This window comes from Corynebacterium sp. MSK073, assembly GCF_030232085.1.
In the GTDB taxonomy this organism is placed as follows: Bacteria; Actinomycetota; Actinomycetes; order Mycobacteriales; family Mycobacteriaceae; genus Corynebacterium.
In genome coordinates this window covers 205,500-220,526 of record NZ_JASPIY010000001.1, presented here as the reverse complement: position 1 = coordinate 220,526, position 15,027 = coordinate 205,500, and the positions used below count along the sequence as shown (strand labels likewise).

The 15,027-nt window shown below is 58.6% G+C and carries 14 protein-coding genes and 7 tRNA genes; 7 read left to right on the top strand and 14 right to left on the bottom strand.

What is annotated here, in order from left to right; genetic code table 11:
- Positions 1-24 precede the first annotated feature (24 nt).
- The 12 genes from pgsA to QP970_RS01025 form a co-directional block, all read right to left on the bottom strand.
- Positions 25-633, bottom strand: a complete 609-nt coding sequence (gene pgsA / locus QP970_RS01080) for a phosphatidylinositol phosphate synthase (protein ID WP_239268287.1) — start codon at positions 631-633, stop codon at positions 25-27.
- Positions 626-1,195: an HIT family protein gene (locus QP970_RS01075; RefSeq protein WP_005283324.1), complete on the bottom strand. Its 570-nt coding sequence runs from the start codon at positions 1,193-1,195 to the stop codon at positions 626-628. Before QP970_RS01075 ends, pgsA begins: the two co-directional genes overlap by 8 nt.
- Positions 1,182-3,245: a threonine--tRNA ligase gene (thrS, locus tag QP970_RS01070; protein WP_284869391.1), complete on the bottom strand. Its 2,064-nt coding sequence runs from the start codon at positions 3,243-3,245 to the stop codon at positions 1,182-1,184. The genes QP970_RS01075 and thrS overlap by 14 nt, the downstream gene beginning before the upstream one ends.
- A 77-nt stretch (positions 3,246-3,322) precedes the next feature.
- Positions 3,323-4,549: a Dyp-type peroxidase gene (locus QP970_RS01065; RefSeq protein WP_239268293.1), complete on the bottom strand. Its 1,227-nt coding sequence runs from the start codon at positions 4,547-4,549 to the stop codon at positions 3,323-3,325.
- Positions 4,550-4,551: 2 nt separating this feature from the next.
- A complete protein-coding gene (locus QP970_RS01060; protein WP_239268296.1) occupies positions 4,552-5,223 on the bottom strand; it encodes a copper chaperone PCu(A)C in 672 nt (223 codons plus the stop codon).
- Positions 5,223-5,795 (bottom strand): copper resistance CopC family protein, encoded by a 573-nt coding sequence (locus QP970_RS01055; protein WP_239268297.1) that lies wholly within the window; start codon positions 5,793-5,795, stop codon positions 5,223-5,225. Before QP970_RS01055 ends, QP970_RS01060 begins: the two co-directional genes overlap by 1 nt.
- Positions 5,796-6,018: 223 nt before the next feature.
- A tRNA-Gly gene (locus QP970_RS01050) sits at positions 6,019-6,094 on the bottom strand.
- A gap of 38 nt (positions 6,095-6,132) precedes the next feature.
- Positions 6,133-6,204 (bottom strand) — tRNA-Val (locus QP970_RS01045).
- Between the two features lie 26 nt (positions 6,205-6,230).
- A tRNA-Cys gene (locus QP970_RS01040) sits at positions 6,231-6,301 on the bottom strand.
- Positions 6,302-6,331: 30 nt separating this feature from the next.
- Positions 6,332-6,407: transfer RNA gene (locus QP970_RS01035), tRNA-Gly, on the bottom strand.
- A 38-nt stretch (positions 6,408-6,445) separates the two neighbouring features.
- Positions 6,446-6,517: transfer RNA gene (locus tag QP970_RS01030), tRNA-Val, on the bottom strand.
- A 53-nt stretch (positions 6,518-6,570) separates the two neighbouring features.
- Positions 6,571-6,646 (bottom strand) — tRNA-Gly (locus QP970_RS01025).
- A gap of 257 nt (positions 6,647-6,903) precedes the next feature.
- Between QP970_RS01025 and QP970_RS01020 the strand changes: the two genes are divergently transcribed.
- From QP970_RS01020 to msrB, 5 genes are all read left to right on the top strand, one after another.
- Positions 6,904-6,978 (top strand) — tRNA-Val (locus QP970_RS01020).
- An 87-nt stretch (positions 6,979-7,065) separates the two neighbouring features.
- Complete coding sequence (locus QP970_RS01015) at positions 7,066-7,968, top strand: DMT family transporter (protein WP_239269816.1); 903 nt, start codon at positions 7,066-7,068, stop codon at positions 7,966-7,968.
- A 45-nt stretch (positions 7,969-8,013) separates the two neighbouring features.
- Complete coding sequence (locus QP970_RS01010; protein WP_284771473.1) at positions 8,014-8,712, top strand: pyrimidine reductase family protein; 699 nt, start codon at positions 8,014-8,016, stop codon at positions 8,710-8,712.
- Positions 8,713-8,718: 6 nt separating this feature from the next.
- A complete protein-coding gene (locus QP970_RS01005) occupies positions 8,719-9,870 on the top strand; it encodes a glycosyltransferase family 87 protein (protein ID WP_284771472.1) in 1,152 nt (383 codons plus the stop codon).
- A 10-nt stretch (positions 9,871-9,880) separates the two neighbouring features.
- Positions 9,881-10,297: a peptide-methionine (R)-S-oxide reductase MsrB gene (gene msrB / locus QP970_RS01000; RefSeq protein WP_005278963.1), complete on the top strand. Its 417-nt coding sequence runs from the start codon at positions 9,881-9,883 to the stop codon at positions 10,295-10,297.
- An 86-nt stretch (positions 10,298-10,383) separates the two neighbouring features.
- Here the strand turns inward: msrB and hemQ are convergent, their stop codons facing one another.
- The gene (gene hemQ, locus QP970_RS00995; RefSeq protein ID WP_284771471.1) at positions 10,384-11,085 is read right to left on the bottom strand and encodes a hydrogen peroxide-dependent heme synthase; all 702 of its coding nucleotides are present in this window, start codon (positions 11,083-11,085) and stop codon (positions 10,384-10,386) included.
- Between the two features lie 150 nt (positions 11,086-11,235).
- Between hemQ and QP970_RS00990 the strand changes: the two genes are divergently transcribed.
- On the top strand, positions 11,236-11,910 hold the full coding sequence (locus tag QP970_RS00990) for a DUF3000 domain-containing protein (protein ID WP_284771470.1): 675 nt from the start codon (positions 11,236-11,238) through the stop codon (positions 11,908-11,910).
- A 1-nt stretch (position 11,911) separates the two neighbouring features.
- On the top strand, positions 11,912-13,132 hold the full coding sequence (locus tag QP970_RS00985) for an HRDC domain-containing protein (RefSeq protein WP_284849655.1): 1,221 nt from the start codon (positions 11,912-11,914) through the stop codon (positions 13,130-13,132).
- Here QP970_RS00985 and dxs read toward each other — a convergent pair.
- Positions 13,129-15,027, bottom strand: coding sequence for a 1-deoxy-D-xylulose-5-phosphate synthase (gene dxs / locus QP970_RS00980; protein WP_284849654.1), 1,899 nt, complete (start codon positions 15,025-15,027; stop codon positions 13,129-13,131). The two genes, QP970_RS00985 and dxs, sit on opposite strands and share 4 nt — an antisense overlap.

The following is a 15,027-nucleotide window of genomic DNA, read 5'->3' as shown; positions in this document are numbered from 1 at the left end:
CTGCTGCGCCCATGTTCGCTTGATTTACATCTCGGCGTCTTGGCGCGCTGCAATGGCAATGCGCTGGTACACGGTAAAGATTGAGCCTACCGCCAAGATCCACAGCGATACCGCCGCAGCATACTCTACGCCCAAGCCCTCCAGGCCGATTCCGCCTAACGCGAGGATGAGGCGTTCTGGGCGCTCAATCAGTCCGCCCACCATGGTGAAACCAGAGGCCTCTCCCCTAGCCTTGATATAGGAAATGACCTGGGAGCAGACCAAGGTTATGAGGCAGGCCGCCACGGTCCATTTGGACGCGTCTGCGGTATACACCAGCCACCAGACGATGGCGCAGAATAACGCGCCATCGGTAATGCGGTCACAGCTTGCATCCAGCGTGGCGCCGAAAGCGCTCGATTTACCGGTCAGCCGCGCCATCGTGCCATCGAGCATGTCAAAGGCGGCAAAGAGGCCGGATAATACGGCGGCTATAAAGAGGTGGCCGGTAGGAATGAGGATCACCGAAATGGCGATGGTCACAATAGTGCCCACAACCGTGACCACGTTGGGAGTCAATCCCAATTTTAAAAAGGTCTTGGCTATAGGTTCCACCACCACGGCGGCGGGCTTTCGCCCATGCACGCTAAGCACGCGAGTCCTCCTCTTCCATGTCACGCCAACCCTCTGCCAGGACACGACGGGTGTCTTGCAGTAGTTGCGGTAATACCTTAGTCCCATCGAGGACAGTCATAAAGTTACTATCCCCGGGCCACCTTGGCACCACATGCAAATGCAGGTGGTCTCCCACCGAGCCGCCGGACGCGCGCCCCAGGTTAAAGCCCACGTTAATGGCCTCTGGGCGTGACACGCGCTTGAGCACCCGCACCGCCTTTTGGGCAAAGGCCATGAGCTCGTGGGATTCTTCCTCGGTGAGGTTTTCCAGCTCGGATTCCTTGCGGTACGGCACCACCATGAGGTGGCCGGCATTATAGGGAAACAAGTTGAGCAGCGCATATACCGTTTCACCGCGCGCGATGATAAGCCCATCCTCATCGCTGCCCTTCGGGGCTTCCACAAAGGGATCTTCGGACCGCTGCGCAATATAGGCCATCCGGTACGGCGCCCACAGTCGCTCCAACCGGTCCGGCTCACCGGCACCGGTATCGACGAATGTTTCCTCGCTTTGGCCCTTCTGCGGATTAGCGCCGGGCACGAATGAGCTCTTCTGTCGGCTGCTCGTTGGTGCGCTCTGCCACCCAGGTGGTAATGAGCTCAACGGCTTCATCAACTGGCACGCCGTTGACCTGCGTGCCATCCAAGAAGCGGAAGGAGACCGCACCGGCTTCCACGTCGCGGGCGCCGGCGACCAGCATGAAGGGAACCTTGCCCGTCGTGTGGTTGCGGATCTTCTTCTGCATGCGGTCATCGGAGGTATCTACATCCGCGCGAATGCCCTTGCGGCGCAGCTTGGCGGCGACGTCCTCCAGATGCGGGACGAAGTCATCCGCCACGGGAATGCCCATGACCTGATGCGGTGCCAACCACGCTGGGAATGCGCCCGCGTAGTGCTCAAGAAGCACTCCGAAGAAGCGCTCGATGGAGCCGAAGAGGGCCCGGTGGATCATGATCGGGCGCTTCTTCGTGCCATCGGATGCGGTATATTCCAGCTCGAAGCGCTCGGGCAGGTTGAAGTCCAGCTGCACCGTGGACATCTGCCAGGTGCGGCCGATGGCATCGCGGGCTTGGACGGAGATCTTCGGCCCGTAGAACGCGGCACCCTCAGGGTCAGGAACGAGCTCGAGCCCGGACTTTTCTGCCACGGACTGCAAGATGGCGGTCGAACGCTCCCAAATCTCATCGGAGCCGACGAACTTATTGGGATCCTTGGTGGAAAGCTCCAGATAGAAATCGGACAGGCCGTAATCCTCAAGCAGCGAGATGATGAAGTCCAGGACCTGGGTGAGTTCTTCTTCCAACTGCTCTTCGGTGCAGTAAATGTGGGCATCGTCCTGGGTAAAGCCGCGCGCACGCGTCAGGCCATGCACCACGCCGGACTTTTCGTCGCGGTAGACCGTGCCGAATTCAAACAGGCGCAACGGCAGCTCGCGGTAAGAACGGCCGCGGGAGGCAAAGATCAGGTTGTGCATCGGGCAGTTCATCGGCTTGGCATAGTAGTCCTGCGGCTCCTTGACGGTATTTCCCTCGGCGTCGTACTCGCCATCGAGCTGCATCGGCGGGAACATGCCATCGGAGTAGAAATCAAGGTGGCCGGATTTACGGAAGAGGTCGCCCTTTGTGATGTGCGGGGTATTGACAAAGGAGTATCCCGCCTGCACGTGGCGGTTGCGGGAGTGGTTTTCCATCTCCATGCGCACGGTCGCGCCATTGGGGTGGAATACGGGGAAACCGGAACCGATTTCATCCGGGAAGGAGAAGAGATCCAGTTCTTGGCCCAAGCGGCGGTGGTCGCGCTTTTCTGCCTCTTCCACCATGGTCTGGTAGGCAGCCAGTGCATCCTTGGACTCAAAGGCGGTGCCGTAGATTCGCTGCAGGCCGGCGTTGGCCTGATCGCCGCGCCAGTAGGCGGCAGACGAGCGAGTCAGGGCAAAGGCCGGAATGTATTTCGTGGTGGGAACGTGCGGGCCGCGGCACAGGTCGAACCATTCCACCTCATTGGTGCGCGGGTTCACATTGTCATAGTGCGTCAGATCGCCAGCGCCCACCTCGGCGGCCTCGTCGGAGTCCGGGTCCACATTGCCCTTGTCCTGGATAAGCTCCAGCTTGAAGGGCTCATCCTGCAAGGCCTGTTCCGCCTCTGCCGTGGAGGCATAGGTGTGGCGCTCGAAGCGCTGGCCGCCCTTGATGATCTTCTTCATCCGTTTTTCCAGGTTCTTGAGATCCTCCGGGGTGAAGGGCTCGGCGGTCTGGAAATCGAAGTAGAAGCCGTTCTCAATGGACGGGCCAATGCCCAGCTTGGTGCCGGGGAACTCGGCCTGCACGGCCTGGGCCATGACGTGGGCGCAGGAGTGGCGAATGACGGCGCGGCCATCTTCCTCACAGGCGGCTACCGGGACAAATGTCGATTCCTCATCCGGGGTATGCGAAAGGTCATACAAGGTACCGTCCACGCCGCGGACTACCACGACCGCCTCTGGGCCCTTATTGGGCAGGTTCAGCTCGCGGAGGGCCGCACCAACCGCTTGCCCGGCTGGCACGGTGAAGGATTCGTAATTTACCGGTGCTGCGGGAATAAGTTCCGCCATATTCGCGCTCCTTTTTGCGCTCACGCAGATACGGCATACCTGGCCGCATCCACTAGTTAAATTTACGGATCGTCATTCTACAGGCCAGCATGCGTGCAAAGCGATTCCGCCCACCACGTTTCTTTGCCATCGCTGCCTTTAGTTCCCGGAGGGCAGAAATACATCGCCGAACCGATGTGGGTAAGCCACTCATTCAACAGGTCCGCCTCATCAAGGCGCGCCTGGATGGGTTCGAATTGCTTGGTGGGATCCTGCTGGTAACAGATGAAAATCTGGCCAATATTGGATAGTTGGCCATCCTTGTCATCCGGCGGCAGCTCGTAATTATAGGGGCGGCGCAAGATCTTTTGCTCCGGGTGGTCCTTGGGCGCAGTCGCGCGCGCCATGTGGGAGTTCTTATCAATGACGGGCAGGCCATACTCATCCGTGGCCTTAAAGTCCGCCTCATCGAATTCCTTATCACCCGTAAGCGGTGCCCCATTTTCCAGCTTGCGCCCCACCGCATTTTCGCGGGAGGAGCGGTCCAGCTTTTCCCAGGTATCGAGGTTCATGCGGATGCGGCGCACCACCATGGCCGCACCACCCTGCTGCCACTTCGGGCCATCCTCGATCCAGACCTGCTCCGCGAATTGTTCATCGCCGCGCGGGTTTACGGTGCCATCTTTTTGGCCAAACATATTGCGCGCGGTCGCACCCTTTTCGTGGCTGCCGTAGGCGTTGATAAAGCCCTGCTGCAGCCAGCTAACTTCGGCATAGTGCTCGCCTGAGCGCACCATGTGCCGGAGCGCATAAGTATTCATCAGCGGGTCATCGCTGCAGATTTGCAGGACGATGTCAGTTTGGCCCCACTTGTCTTCTAATTGGTCGCGGGAATAGGCACGGACATCGCCAAGCCACTCCGGCTTATCCACGCCCAGCAGGGAGAAAATGCGCTCGCCCAGCCCACACGTAATGGTGAGGTTCGCAGGCTGGCGCACCATTTCCGGTTCCAAGGTCCCCAACGGCGGCTGGCCCGTGCACAGCGCTCGCGCGTCCTCAGTCCACAGCTTCATCAGCCGGGCAAAGCCCTGCTTGCCGATGCCCTCTTTAAGATCAAAGCCCACCAAGTTCAGGTGCGCTTGCTCCGGCGTGTCAATGCCGGCCTGGTGTGGGCCGTCGAAAGCCACGGTGGCATCGGCAAGCGGGGGCTGCTCCTCCGCTTGAGCGTGTGGTGTTGATTTATCCGAGTTGCATCCCACCAGCGCAATGGCGCTGGTAGACACTGCAGCGCCGGTGAGAAATCCCCTTCTGCTGAATCCCGTCATAATTAGTGCTTGTGGTTTTCTTTCTCGTCGTCCTTGCTGGAGTGGTCGTGGCCAGAGTGATCGTGACCGGAGTGGTCATGGCCGGCGTGATCGGAGTGATCGTGGCCCGCGTGACCGTGGTCCATGCCCTCCATGTCGCCGTAGTCCTCATCGCCAGCGCCCATGGTGCGGGCCTGGATGGTGCCCAGGTCAAGCTCCTCGCCGTCAGACAGGGTGACCGTCATCTCGAGGGAATCACCAGGCATGATGCCCTCCTTCATGCCCATCAGCATGAAGTGGTCGCCGCCAGGAGCAAGCTCGTGGCTCTCGCCGGCCTTGACAACCAAGGGGCTGGACTTTTCGCGCATCTGGCCATCGACGGTCTCGTGAATCTGGTTCATCTCTGCGTCCAGGCTCGTGGAGAAACCGGCGATCTCGATGTCTTTATCCGAGTGGTTGACCAACGTACCGAAGATGGCGGTCATATCCTTGTCTTCGTTGGCGCGGACAACGGCGTCCTCGAAGGTCAGGTCCTTATCCGCTGCCGCAGTGGATTCGCTGGCTTCTGCAGTCGAAGATGCAGCTGAAGTCGAGTCCGAGTTGCTGGAATCGTTCTCGTTATCTGGGGAGCAACCGGCAAGAACCACGGCACTGAGGGATACGCCGGCAATCAGGCGGGAAATTTTCTTCGTCATTATTTGTGACCTTTCGAGTCGTTTCGACGGGTTTTTGCGATCAACAAAGCCAGAACGGCCGCTATGGCCAGCACACCGCCCACTCCCAGGATGATTTTCACCGAGGTGGGCATATCGCTCGAAGAATCTGCAGCTCCATCTGCATCTGCAGCGTCGGTGGAGGAAGCGTCATCGCTATCCCCACCTGTGACCGTAAATGAGACCCCACCGCGCGTGGCGTGTCCATCCGAGGAGGTGATGTTGTAACCCACCTGGTAGTTACCTGGGCCGGGATCGACATCATCTGGAGTCGTGATCGTCAGATCGCGTTCATCTAGCTCCGGCTCCTGGCTAAAGATCTGTTCCCCAGTGTCCTTATTGGTTACCGCAAAGGTGTTGAACTGGTCCTTTGGAATGCCGGAGAACTCCAAGGTGATTTCCTCAGGAAACTCCTCGAGCTGGTCGCCCTCCTTCACAGTTCCGCCCACGACGGAATCGTGCGCCAGTGCTACGGGTGCGGATCCGCCGACGATAAGCGCGGTAGCTCCCACTGCCACTGCCGTGCGGCGCAACCAAGGTACGCGATGGCTCATTTTCAGCTCCTTCAGTTCTGAATTTTGCGTGTGCATGCAAAGACATCCTAATCCCACCGAATGGCTTGGTGACAATCGTGGTCATCAGTGTGTCTCTTCAATAGTCGGTAACAGTATCTCTATAGTTCCGCACCGAAGCGAAAAAGTCTGCGATCTCCATCACTTCAGAAGAGTGGGGTGTGCCAGATACAAAAAAGCCGCCTTGCTAACAAGGCGGCTTGAATGGAGCGGATGACGAGACTCGAACTCGCGACCCTCACCTTGGCAAGGTGATGCGCTACCAACTGCGCTACATCCGCATGCGAAACCAGGCCCGGTTTCTAGGACAAAGTCCTTGTGCGCGATACTGGGATTGAACCAGTGACCTCTTCCGTGTCAGGGAAGCGCTCTCCCACTGAGCTAATCGCGCCCAATGCCCAAAGAGGCATTAAGTTGAGGTGGAAACGGGAATCGAACCCGTGTGCACGGTTTTGCAGACCGTTGCCTCACCACTCGGCCATTCCACCGTGGCGATACCGCCTCACACAATACAGTGCTGGAGCGGATGACGAGACTCGAACTCGCGACCCTCACCTTGGCAAGGTGATGCGCTACCAACTGCGCTACATCCGCATGCGAAACCAGGCCCGGTTTCTAGGACAAAGTCCTTGTGCGCGATACTGGGATTGAACCAGTGACCTCTTCCGTGTCAGGGAAGCGCTCTCCCACTGAGCTAATCGCGCGCTATTCATTTAGTTCCACTTTCCTCGGTGGCATAATACCCTCTAGAAAAGTGTGGAGCGGATGACGAGACTCGAACTCGCGACCCTCACCTTGGCAAGGTGATGCGCTACCAACTGCGCTACATCCGCATCGCGCCGCAGTGCTTCATGCTTTGCGGTGCGTGAACAAACATTATCGTGCTCCCTGCCAGTTTCCAAATCCCCAGCCCAGCACACCTATTGCGCGGCGTAAATCACTCACTTATCGGCGCTGTGAATTGCAGAGGTGTCATTTAACCCGCGCGTCAGCCTTACTAGGCCTTTCATCTTTAACCCCCATCTTCCACGCCCTCCATCCAGCCAATTAGGAAAATGGAACGCACCGGGTGTAAATTTATCCCCCGCAAGGTCCTATAGCTCAGTGGGAGAGCGTTCCGTTCACACCGGAAAGGTCACTGGTTCAATCCCAGTTAGGACCACCACCGCCCACTTAAGCTTAATTTTCTTCGCTTAGGTGGGCTTTCCCATTCAAGTGGGCTTTTTGTCTTATCTGAGTAAAGTGTCCACTCGTGTTGTGGATACTTTTGGGAATTCTTGCTGGTCTGGTCTTACCGATACAAACGCTGGTCAATACCCGCCTTCGCGCCTCCACCGGTACCCCGTTTTCCTCCTCGATGATTTCCTTCGCCGTGGGAACGGTCACCCTGCTTATCGTGGCCACGGCCATTACCGGCGGGGATTACGGCATTGCGCAGGCTTTTGATGAACCACTCTGGATTTGGTTCGGCGGTTTGCTGGGAGTTGTGGCTCTGACCGGAAATATTCTTCTCTTTCCACACTTAGGCGCGGTACAGACTGTGGTCTTACCCATTGCTGGGCAAGTCATCATGGGCCTTATAGTTGACCACTTCGGACTCTTCGAGTCCCCTCAATCTTCCCTCACGGCAGTGCGCGCCATCGGTGCCATTATCGTGCTTGTCGGCGTGATTGCAGTGGTAGCTACCCCGAGCGCGGCAACAAGTAGTGAGGATTCCGCGACCGCCCTGTGGCTCTGGCGGCTTGCCGGGTTTATCTTTGGCTGTTTTACCGCCAGCCAATCCGCTATCAACGGACATCTGGGCCAGGTCACGGGCTCTCCGGTCAGCGCTGCGCTGGTATCTTTCGCCGTCGGCGTTACCGCCCTGGTCATCGTCAATATCGTGTTGCGTTGGCGCCCCCGCATCGAGCGCCCAGAAGGAAAACCCAACCCGTGGTGGATGTGGATAGGCGGTGTATTGGGCGCGCTTTTCATCTTCGGCAACGCCGCCCTCGTTCCGCAGATTGGTACTGGCCTCACCGTCGTCGCCGGCCTGCTTGGCTCGATGTTGGGCTCGCTCATCATTGACCGCGTAAGCGGCGCCCCCATTAAATCCCGCCAGGTCCTTGGCATTGCCCTCCTCTTAACCGGTGTTGTACTCATTCGGCTGGTGTAATTAACGGGACCCTTCAGGCTCGCACAACCATTACACTGGCAGGACATGGACATAGCTTCGCTTTTAGGGCCCGAGCCCACTGACCTACCCGCCCTCCGGGCCAATATGGTTTCTACCCTCACCGGGTCTGCCACCATCAACGACCTTTCTGAGGCCATGGGCAATGACACCGATGGAAAGCTTTTCCAGGCCCTGCGTGGCTGGGCGGACGTTGTTTTTGTGGGTGGGCAAACGGTCAGGTCAGAAGATTATTCGGGAGTAGAGCAACACTCTCCCGATTCGCCTCCCGCCCCCATTGCCGTACCCACGCAAAGCTTGAAGTTTGATCCGAACTCGAAATTCTTAACCTACTTCACCACCGCCCCGATCTTCCTTGTCCCCCACGCGGCGCTGCAGAACCCGGAGGTCTCCACAAGGCAAGGCCCCCTTGAGGCGGCAGGCGCAGAGGTAATCGATGCAGGTGAAGGCACCATGCAGGACTATCTCCGCGTATTGCGGGAGCGTGGATTTCAACGCATCCTCTGCGAGGGTGGGCCAGGAATGCTCGGCCAGCTGGTGCATGTCGATGCCATCGACCAGATGTATCTCACCTTGGATCCCCACCTGTCCACCGGCGTGGAAAAGCCCGTGGCTACCTTTCATGGCACGCACTCCCACCGCCGAATGCACCTAGAAAATATTGCTGCAGATACTGATAGCACGGTGTTTCTGCGATACTCGCGCGCGTCTGAACCCGTAGACTAAAAGGTCGTGTCTGCTCGAATAAACGCCGCCGCATGGCCTATTGCCGTTCTCCTCGTCATTCAGCGCGTTTTCATCGTCGCGCGCAATGGGACGCTGACTGATGATTTCACGACGGTCTATAGCGCGCTAAGGCGCATGGTTGACGGTATTCCGGTGTATGAGCAGGCCTATAACCATGTGGATCCGTTGTATCTCTACACCCCGGGCGCCACGCTCTTCTTATCGCCTTTAGCGTGGCTCGATTTCGGCCCAGCGCGCGGCCTTTTCATCGTGGTCAACGCGGTTGCCATTATCGCCGCACTGGCGCTACTGACCCACGTGGTAGGTAGAAAGCTCACCTCACCGATCTTTCCGGTCTCAATTGCTTTAGCCTTCGCCACGGAATCTGTCACCAATACTTTGGCGTTTACCAATATCAACGGTGTGCTCTTATTTTGCATGGCGTTTTTCCTGTGGGCTTTTATAGAAGCAGAACGCACCCCGCAGCTCGCGTGGGTTTCCGGTATAGCCATTGGGCTAGCCATTTTGATTAAGCCCCAATTCGCGCCCCTCCTCTTCTTACCCCTAGTCAAACTGCAGTGGCGCAACCTCCTCGCGGGGCTGGGGATTCCGGTGGTGCTTAACGTCCTCGCGTGGCCGCTGGTGCCCGGTGCAAGCGGTTACCTGGACAAGCTTGTGCCCTATCTGTCCACGACCCGCGATTATGCCAATTCCTCCTGGGCGGGATTACGCGCCTATGTGGAATTTAGCCCCGTCCTCTACTGGGTGGTGTGGATAATCTTTGCCGCTTTGGTCGGCTGCGCGGTGCTTGGGCTACTGCGGTGGCGACAATCCGAACCGGTGTTTTGGGCGCTGACGACGAGTGGCGCGATTATGGTGGGGATCTTCTTCTTGTCCTCGCTAGGACAGCAATATTATTCAATGTGGCTATTCCCGCTAATATTCACCGTGGTCCTGCCGCGCTCCGTCTTTCACTCAGTGGGCGCATGGGTGGCCGCGTTCCTGTTCTTGGCGCCTGTGTCGTGGACGTCGCACGCGCACCCGGATGCTGGGCGGTGGATGAACTTCTTCTCCGGCACCGTGGGGTGGAGCCTGCTCATCGTCATCACCTTCGCCTGCGTTGCCGGATGGTGGCGTGCCACGCAAATAAAGGATTAAACTTAAAGTCATGACTGATTTTAAGCTCATTGCTGATGCCGACTGGCAAAAGCGCCTTAGCCCCGAAGAATATTACGTATTGCGCGAAGCTGGCACGGAGCCACCGCACGTGGGCAAATACACCGACACCACCACGGAAGGTGTCTACTCCTGCAAGGCCTGCGGCGAGGAGCTATTCCGTTCCACCGAGAAGTTTGATTCCCACTGCGGTTGGCCGTCCTTCTTCTCCCCGCTAGCCGGTGACAAGATTATCGAGCGAGAAGATAACTCCCTGGGCATGCGCCGCATCGAGGTTCTGTGCGCCAACTGCGAGTCCCACTTGGGTCACGTTTTCGAAGGCGAAGGCTACGATACCCCGACCGACCTGCGCTACTGCATCAACTCAATTTCCTTGAACTTGGAAGAAAAGCCCGTCGAGGAAAACTAGGATTTCACTACTCCGCGCAGTGAGATGAAATGACAGCGCTGGGAGCACCTATAAAGGCTGCCCCCAGCGCTGTTTTGTATCAAGACTTAAGGCAGAACCTTGATGAGTTCCGCGATGTCTTTTACGCGGCGTCCGGTGTGGAAAGGAATTTCCTCGCGAACGTGGTGGCGGGCTTCGGTATAGCGCATCTTGTACATCAGGTCCACGATGCGGTGCAGCTCGTCGGCCTCGAAGGCTAGCACCCACTCGTAGTCACCGAGCGCGAATGCCGGCACCGTATTGGCGCGCACGTCGGGGTAGTCGCGTGCCTGCATGCCGTGTTCCATCAGGATGCGGCGACGCTTTTCTTCTTCCATCGTGTACCAGTCATACGAACGCACGAATGGGTAGACGGAAATCCACTCCTTGGGCTCTTCCCCCATGATGAAGGAAGGCAGGTGGGATTTATTGAACTCGGCCGGCCGGTGCAAGGCGTTTCCAATCCAGGTCACCTCGCTTACCTGGCCCAAAGTGGTCTCTCGGCGGAAATCGCCAAAGGCCTTTTGGATATCGGAAAATTCCTCGGCGTGCCACCAGATCATGAAGTCTGCGGAATCGCGCATCGCGGTCAGATCGTAGACGCCGCGAACGGTGACCTTATTGTCCTTTTCTAGCTCCGCAAAGAATTCTTGGGCTTGGGAGATGATCTCCTCGCGCTCGGTGCCCAGGCCGCCTGGGATCACCTTAAAAACGGCGTGTTGGGAGTACTGCTGTACCTCGTTGAGTTCCTTGAAATCGAGCTTCGCCATTGCCTTCTCCTTTGCAGAAGCTTATTCGAATATTCGGACAAATCCATCATAAGTTGGAGTTACACCGATTGTCATCCCTCTCCCCTGTGTGCCTCCCACTATCGGCGCGCCTCCGCCAGCTCAAGGTAGCGAAACTATAGCTTTATCAAGGTGAGTAATTCCGAATCGACCACGCCCAGCGCCGGTAAGAATGCCGGAGGCAACTCCGGAGATGGCGCAACCTTTACCTCCCTACGCCGCAACGATGAGGCACAAGAGCCGACGACGCCACCGGCTTTTACTCAGGCGGTAGAGTCCATGCACGCGGCCACTCTTCGCCCTGAGATTAGCCTCGGGTCCATTCGCCCACCGCAGCGGCTAGCCCCCTTTAGCCACGCCATTGGCCTCGAGGTGGGCACGGAAGAGGAGCCCGATATAATTGCCACCGATTCAGAGGGCGATGCCTTCGGACGCCTCATCCTCCTCCATGACCCGGGTGCAGAAGAGGCCTGGGAGGGCGCTATGCGCTTGGTGGCGTATATCCAGGCCGATATGGATGATTCGGTTGCAGGAGATCCGCTGCTGCCGGACGTCGCCTGGCAGTGGCTCAATGAAGGCTTAGAAAAAGAGGGTGCAGAGCTTACCAACCTCGGCGGCACCGTCACCTCCACCGCCTCGGTCCGCTTCGGGGAGATCGGCGGTCCCCCGCGCGCTTATCAGATTGAAATGCGCGCTTCGTGGACAGCGGAGGGACTAGATTTAGCACCGCACGTGCAGGCCTTTGCACAAGTATTAGCCAACGTCGCGGGCCTGCCGCCTGAAGGCGTTACTGAGCTCGGCCGCTAAGATGGTGGAATTTCGGGAGCGTCCGAAAGAGGGTATTCCGAAGGTTTTATCCACCCCGGCGGAATTTGCCGAGGCCGCCGCGCGGTTGCAGGCGGGTACCGGGGCCTTTGCCATCGATACCGAGCGCGCCTCAGGCTACCGATATGATGACCGCGCCTTTCTCATCCAGATACGTCGGCGCGGCGCTGGGACGATGCTCTTCGCCCCAGAAGGCCACCGCGCGGAGTTAACCCAGGCGCTGGCCCCAGTGCTCAATGGGCAGCACTGGATCATTCACGCCGCCCCCTCGGATCTCCCCTCTCTTGGGTGGTTGGGGCTTTTCCCCGGCACCATCTTCGATACGGAATTAGCCGCCCGGTTTGCCGGCTTTCACCGCACCAATTTGGGCGCCATTATCGCGGAGCTTTTCGATGTCCAGCTGGAGAAAGGCCACGGCGACGATGACTGGTCCATCCCGCGGTTGAGTGAAGAAATGCGCGCTTATGCCGCGCTCGATGTCGAGCTCCTGCTGGAACTAGCCACGACGCTGCGCGATATCTTGGCTGAACAAGAAAAGCTGGAGTGGATGCTGGAGGAGTGCGCGGCGATCGTCGCCAAGCATGCACACGACACCGCCCCGCAGCCAGGCTCTTGGCGCGATATCAAGGGAGTATCGAGCTTAAAGAATGGGAAGCAGCGCGCCGCGGCTCAGTCTTTGTGGAAACTGCGCGATGATATTAGCCGGCGAACCGATACCGCGCCGGGGCGCGTGCTGCCCAATAAGGTACTGGTAGAGATAGCCCGGATCCAGCCCAGCACGCAGCCGCAGCTCACCCGCATCAAGGGGTTTCCGCGGCGGAGCAAAGGCGTCGCGCACCGCTGGTTGCTGGCCGTGCAGCAGTCCCAGAATATTCCACCGCGCGGGCGCCCGGGCCCGCTTCATGAGGAAAGAACCGTTCCTTCAAAATCGGTGTGGTCCAGGGAGTATCCAGAACTGTGGGAGGAGTATCAGCAGATCCGCGCCGCCGTTGGGAATATCGCCGAAGAACTCGGGTTGCCATCGGAGCTGCTGCTTCGCCCCGCTATCCTCCGCGCCACCGTGTGGGCGGCCATTGGCGGGAGCGGAACCATCAGCCAGCCAGGCGACGTGCCCGCCTTCCTAGAGCACGAAGGCGCGCGGTCGTGGCAGGTGAACCTCGTTGCACCAGCGTTGATCGCGAGCCTATTTTCCCAGCCGCATTAAGCGGTCAGGTTTTCTACCCACTCGGTAATCGATGCAGAAATGAGCTCTGGGCTTAGGCCGAACTCTTCCAATACCTCGCCGCGGGAGCCGTGCTTGGGGAAATACCCAGGAACGCCGAGGCGGCGGACTGGGGTATCCACCTCGGCCGCGCCAAGAGCCTCAGCAATCATGGACCCGATGCCGCCGCGAATGAGGCCGTCTTCTACCGTCACCACCAGATCGTGATCTGCCGCCATAGCGATAACGGAACTAGCCACCGGGGCGACCCACCGTGGGTCAATAACCGTGACGTTAAGACCCTGCTTCTCCAGCTCTTGCGCTGCCTTGATGCTGCGCGCGGACATCGCACCGATAGAAACGATGAGGACCTCGGGGATATCTTCGCCCGCGTCGGCCTCGCCGTAGTAGAGGATATCGACGCCATCGGCAAGCGTATCCACGGCTTCCATATCGGGCAGCAAGTTTCCCTTGGGGAACCGGACAACCGAGGGCCCAGAATCAATGTCCAGCGACTCGTGGAAGAGCTCGCGCAGGCGCGCACCATCGCGCGGGGCGGCGATGTGCATACCTGGGACGATGCTCATTAAGGACATATCCCAAATGCCGTTGTGGGAGGCGCCATCAGAGCCCGTCACACCGGCGCGGTCGAGCACGATGGTCACCGGCAGCTTGAGCAAGGCAATATCCATGATGACTTGATCCACGGCCCGGTTGAGGAACGTGGAATACACAGCCACCACGGGGTGCATCCCACCCAAAGCCAAACCGGAGGCAGAGGCCATCGCATGCTGCTCGGCGATGCCCACGTCAAAGAACCGATCCGGGAAGCGCTCCTGGAAGGGGGCCAGCCCCGTAGGACCCGCCATGGCTGCGGTGATTGCAACGATGTCATCGCGCTTTTCCGCCGCCGCAATCAATTCTTCAGAAAATGCGGCCGTCCACCCCGGCTGCTTGGTGCCCTTGGCAACGCCGGTCACTGGGTCGATAGCGCCCGTCGAGTGCATCTGATCCTTCGGCTCATTGACCGCAGGCGCGAACCCGTGGCCTTTTTCCGTGACCACATGCACGATGATGGGGCCCTCATAATCGCGGGCATAGGAAAGCGCATGCACCAAACCATCGATGTCATGGCCGTAAATGGGACCAATGTATTTAATGCCCAGCTCAGGGAAAATCTCCGTGGGCAAGACGGTGGACTTGACGCCTTCCTTCATGGCGTGGAGTGCATCAAAGGCACGCTCGCCTACCCACCCCATGGACTTCAGGCGGCGCTTGCCCTGCTCCATGAGCTCGTCGTAGCCGTGCTGGGAACGAATGCGCCCCAGGTTTTCAGAAATGCCGCCAATCGTGGGCGAATAGCTGCGGCCGTTGTCGTTGACCACGATGACCGCATTGCGCTTTTTATCTTCAGAGATATTATTGAGCGCTTCCCAGCACATGCCGCCGGTCAAGGCGCCATCGCCGACGATGCCGATGACGTTGCGGTGGCCTTCCCCGCGAATCTTGAAGGCCTTAGAGAGTCCATCCACCGTCGATAGCGAGGCGGAAGCATGCGAGGATTCTGTCCAGTCGTGCTCGGACTCACCGCGGTCCGTATAACCGGACAGGCCGCCCTTTTGGCGCAGGGTATCGAATTGGGCCGTGCGGCCAGTGAGCATCTTGTGCACATAAGACTGGTGGGAGGTATCGAAGATGATGGGCTCGCGCGGGGAATCAAAGACCCGGTGCAGCGCAATGGTCAATTCCACCACGCCCAAATTGGGCCCCAAGTGCCCACCGGTCACCGATACCTTATCGATGAGGCGCTGGCGAATATCCGCCGCAAGTTCCTCCAACTTATCTGCAGGCAGTGCCTTCAGGTCTTGCGGCGAGTTTATGGTATCCAAGATAGTCAT

Coding starts and splice junctions, on each gene's coding strand:
- thrS (WP_284869391.1), bottom strand. CDS start 3,245: ATGGCGGAACTTATTCCCGCAGCACCGGTAAATTACGAATCCTTCACC.
- QP970_RS01065 (WP_239268293.1), bottom strand. CDS start 4,549: ATGACGGGATTCAGCAGAAGGGGATTTCTCACCGGCGCTGCAGTGTCT.
- QP970_RS01060 (WP_239268296.1), bottom strand. CDS start 5,223: ATGACGAAGAAAATTTCCCGCCTGATTGCCGGCGTATCCCTCAGTGCC.
- QP970_RS01055 (WP_239268297.1), bottom strand. CDS start 5,795: ATGAGCCATCGCGTACCTTGGTTGCGCCGCACGGCAGTGGCAGTGGGA.
- QP970_RS01010 (WP_284771473.1), top strand. CDS start 8,014: ATGGACATAGCTTCGCTTTTAGGGCCCGAGCCCACTGACCTACCCGCC.
- msrB (WP_005278963.1), top strand. CDS start 9,881: ATGACTGATTTTAAGCTCATTGCTGATGCCGACTGGCAAAAGCGCCTT.
- hemQ (WP_284771471.1), bottom strand. CDS start 11,085: ATGGCGAAGCTCGATTTCAAGGAACTCAACGAGGTACAGCAGTACTCC.
- QP970_RS00985 (WP_284849655.1), top strand. CDS start 11,912: ATGGTGGAATTTCGGGAGCGTCCGAAAGAGGGTATTCCGAAGGTTTTA.
- dxs (WP_284849654.1), bottom strand. CDS start 15,027: ATGACTATCTTGGATACCATAAACTCGCCGCAAGACCTGAAGGCACTG.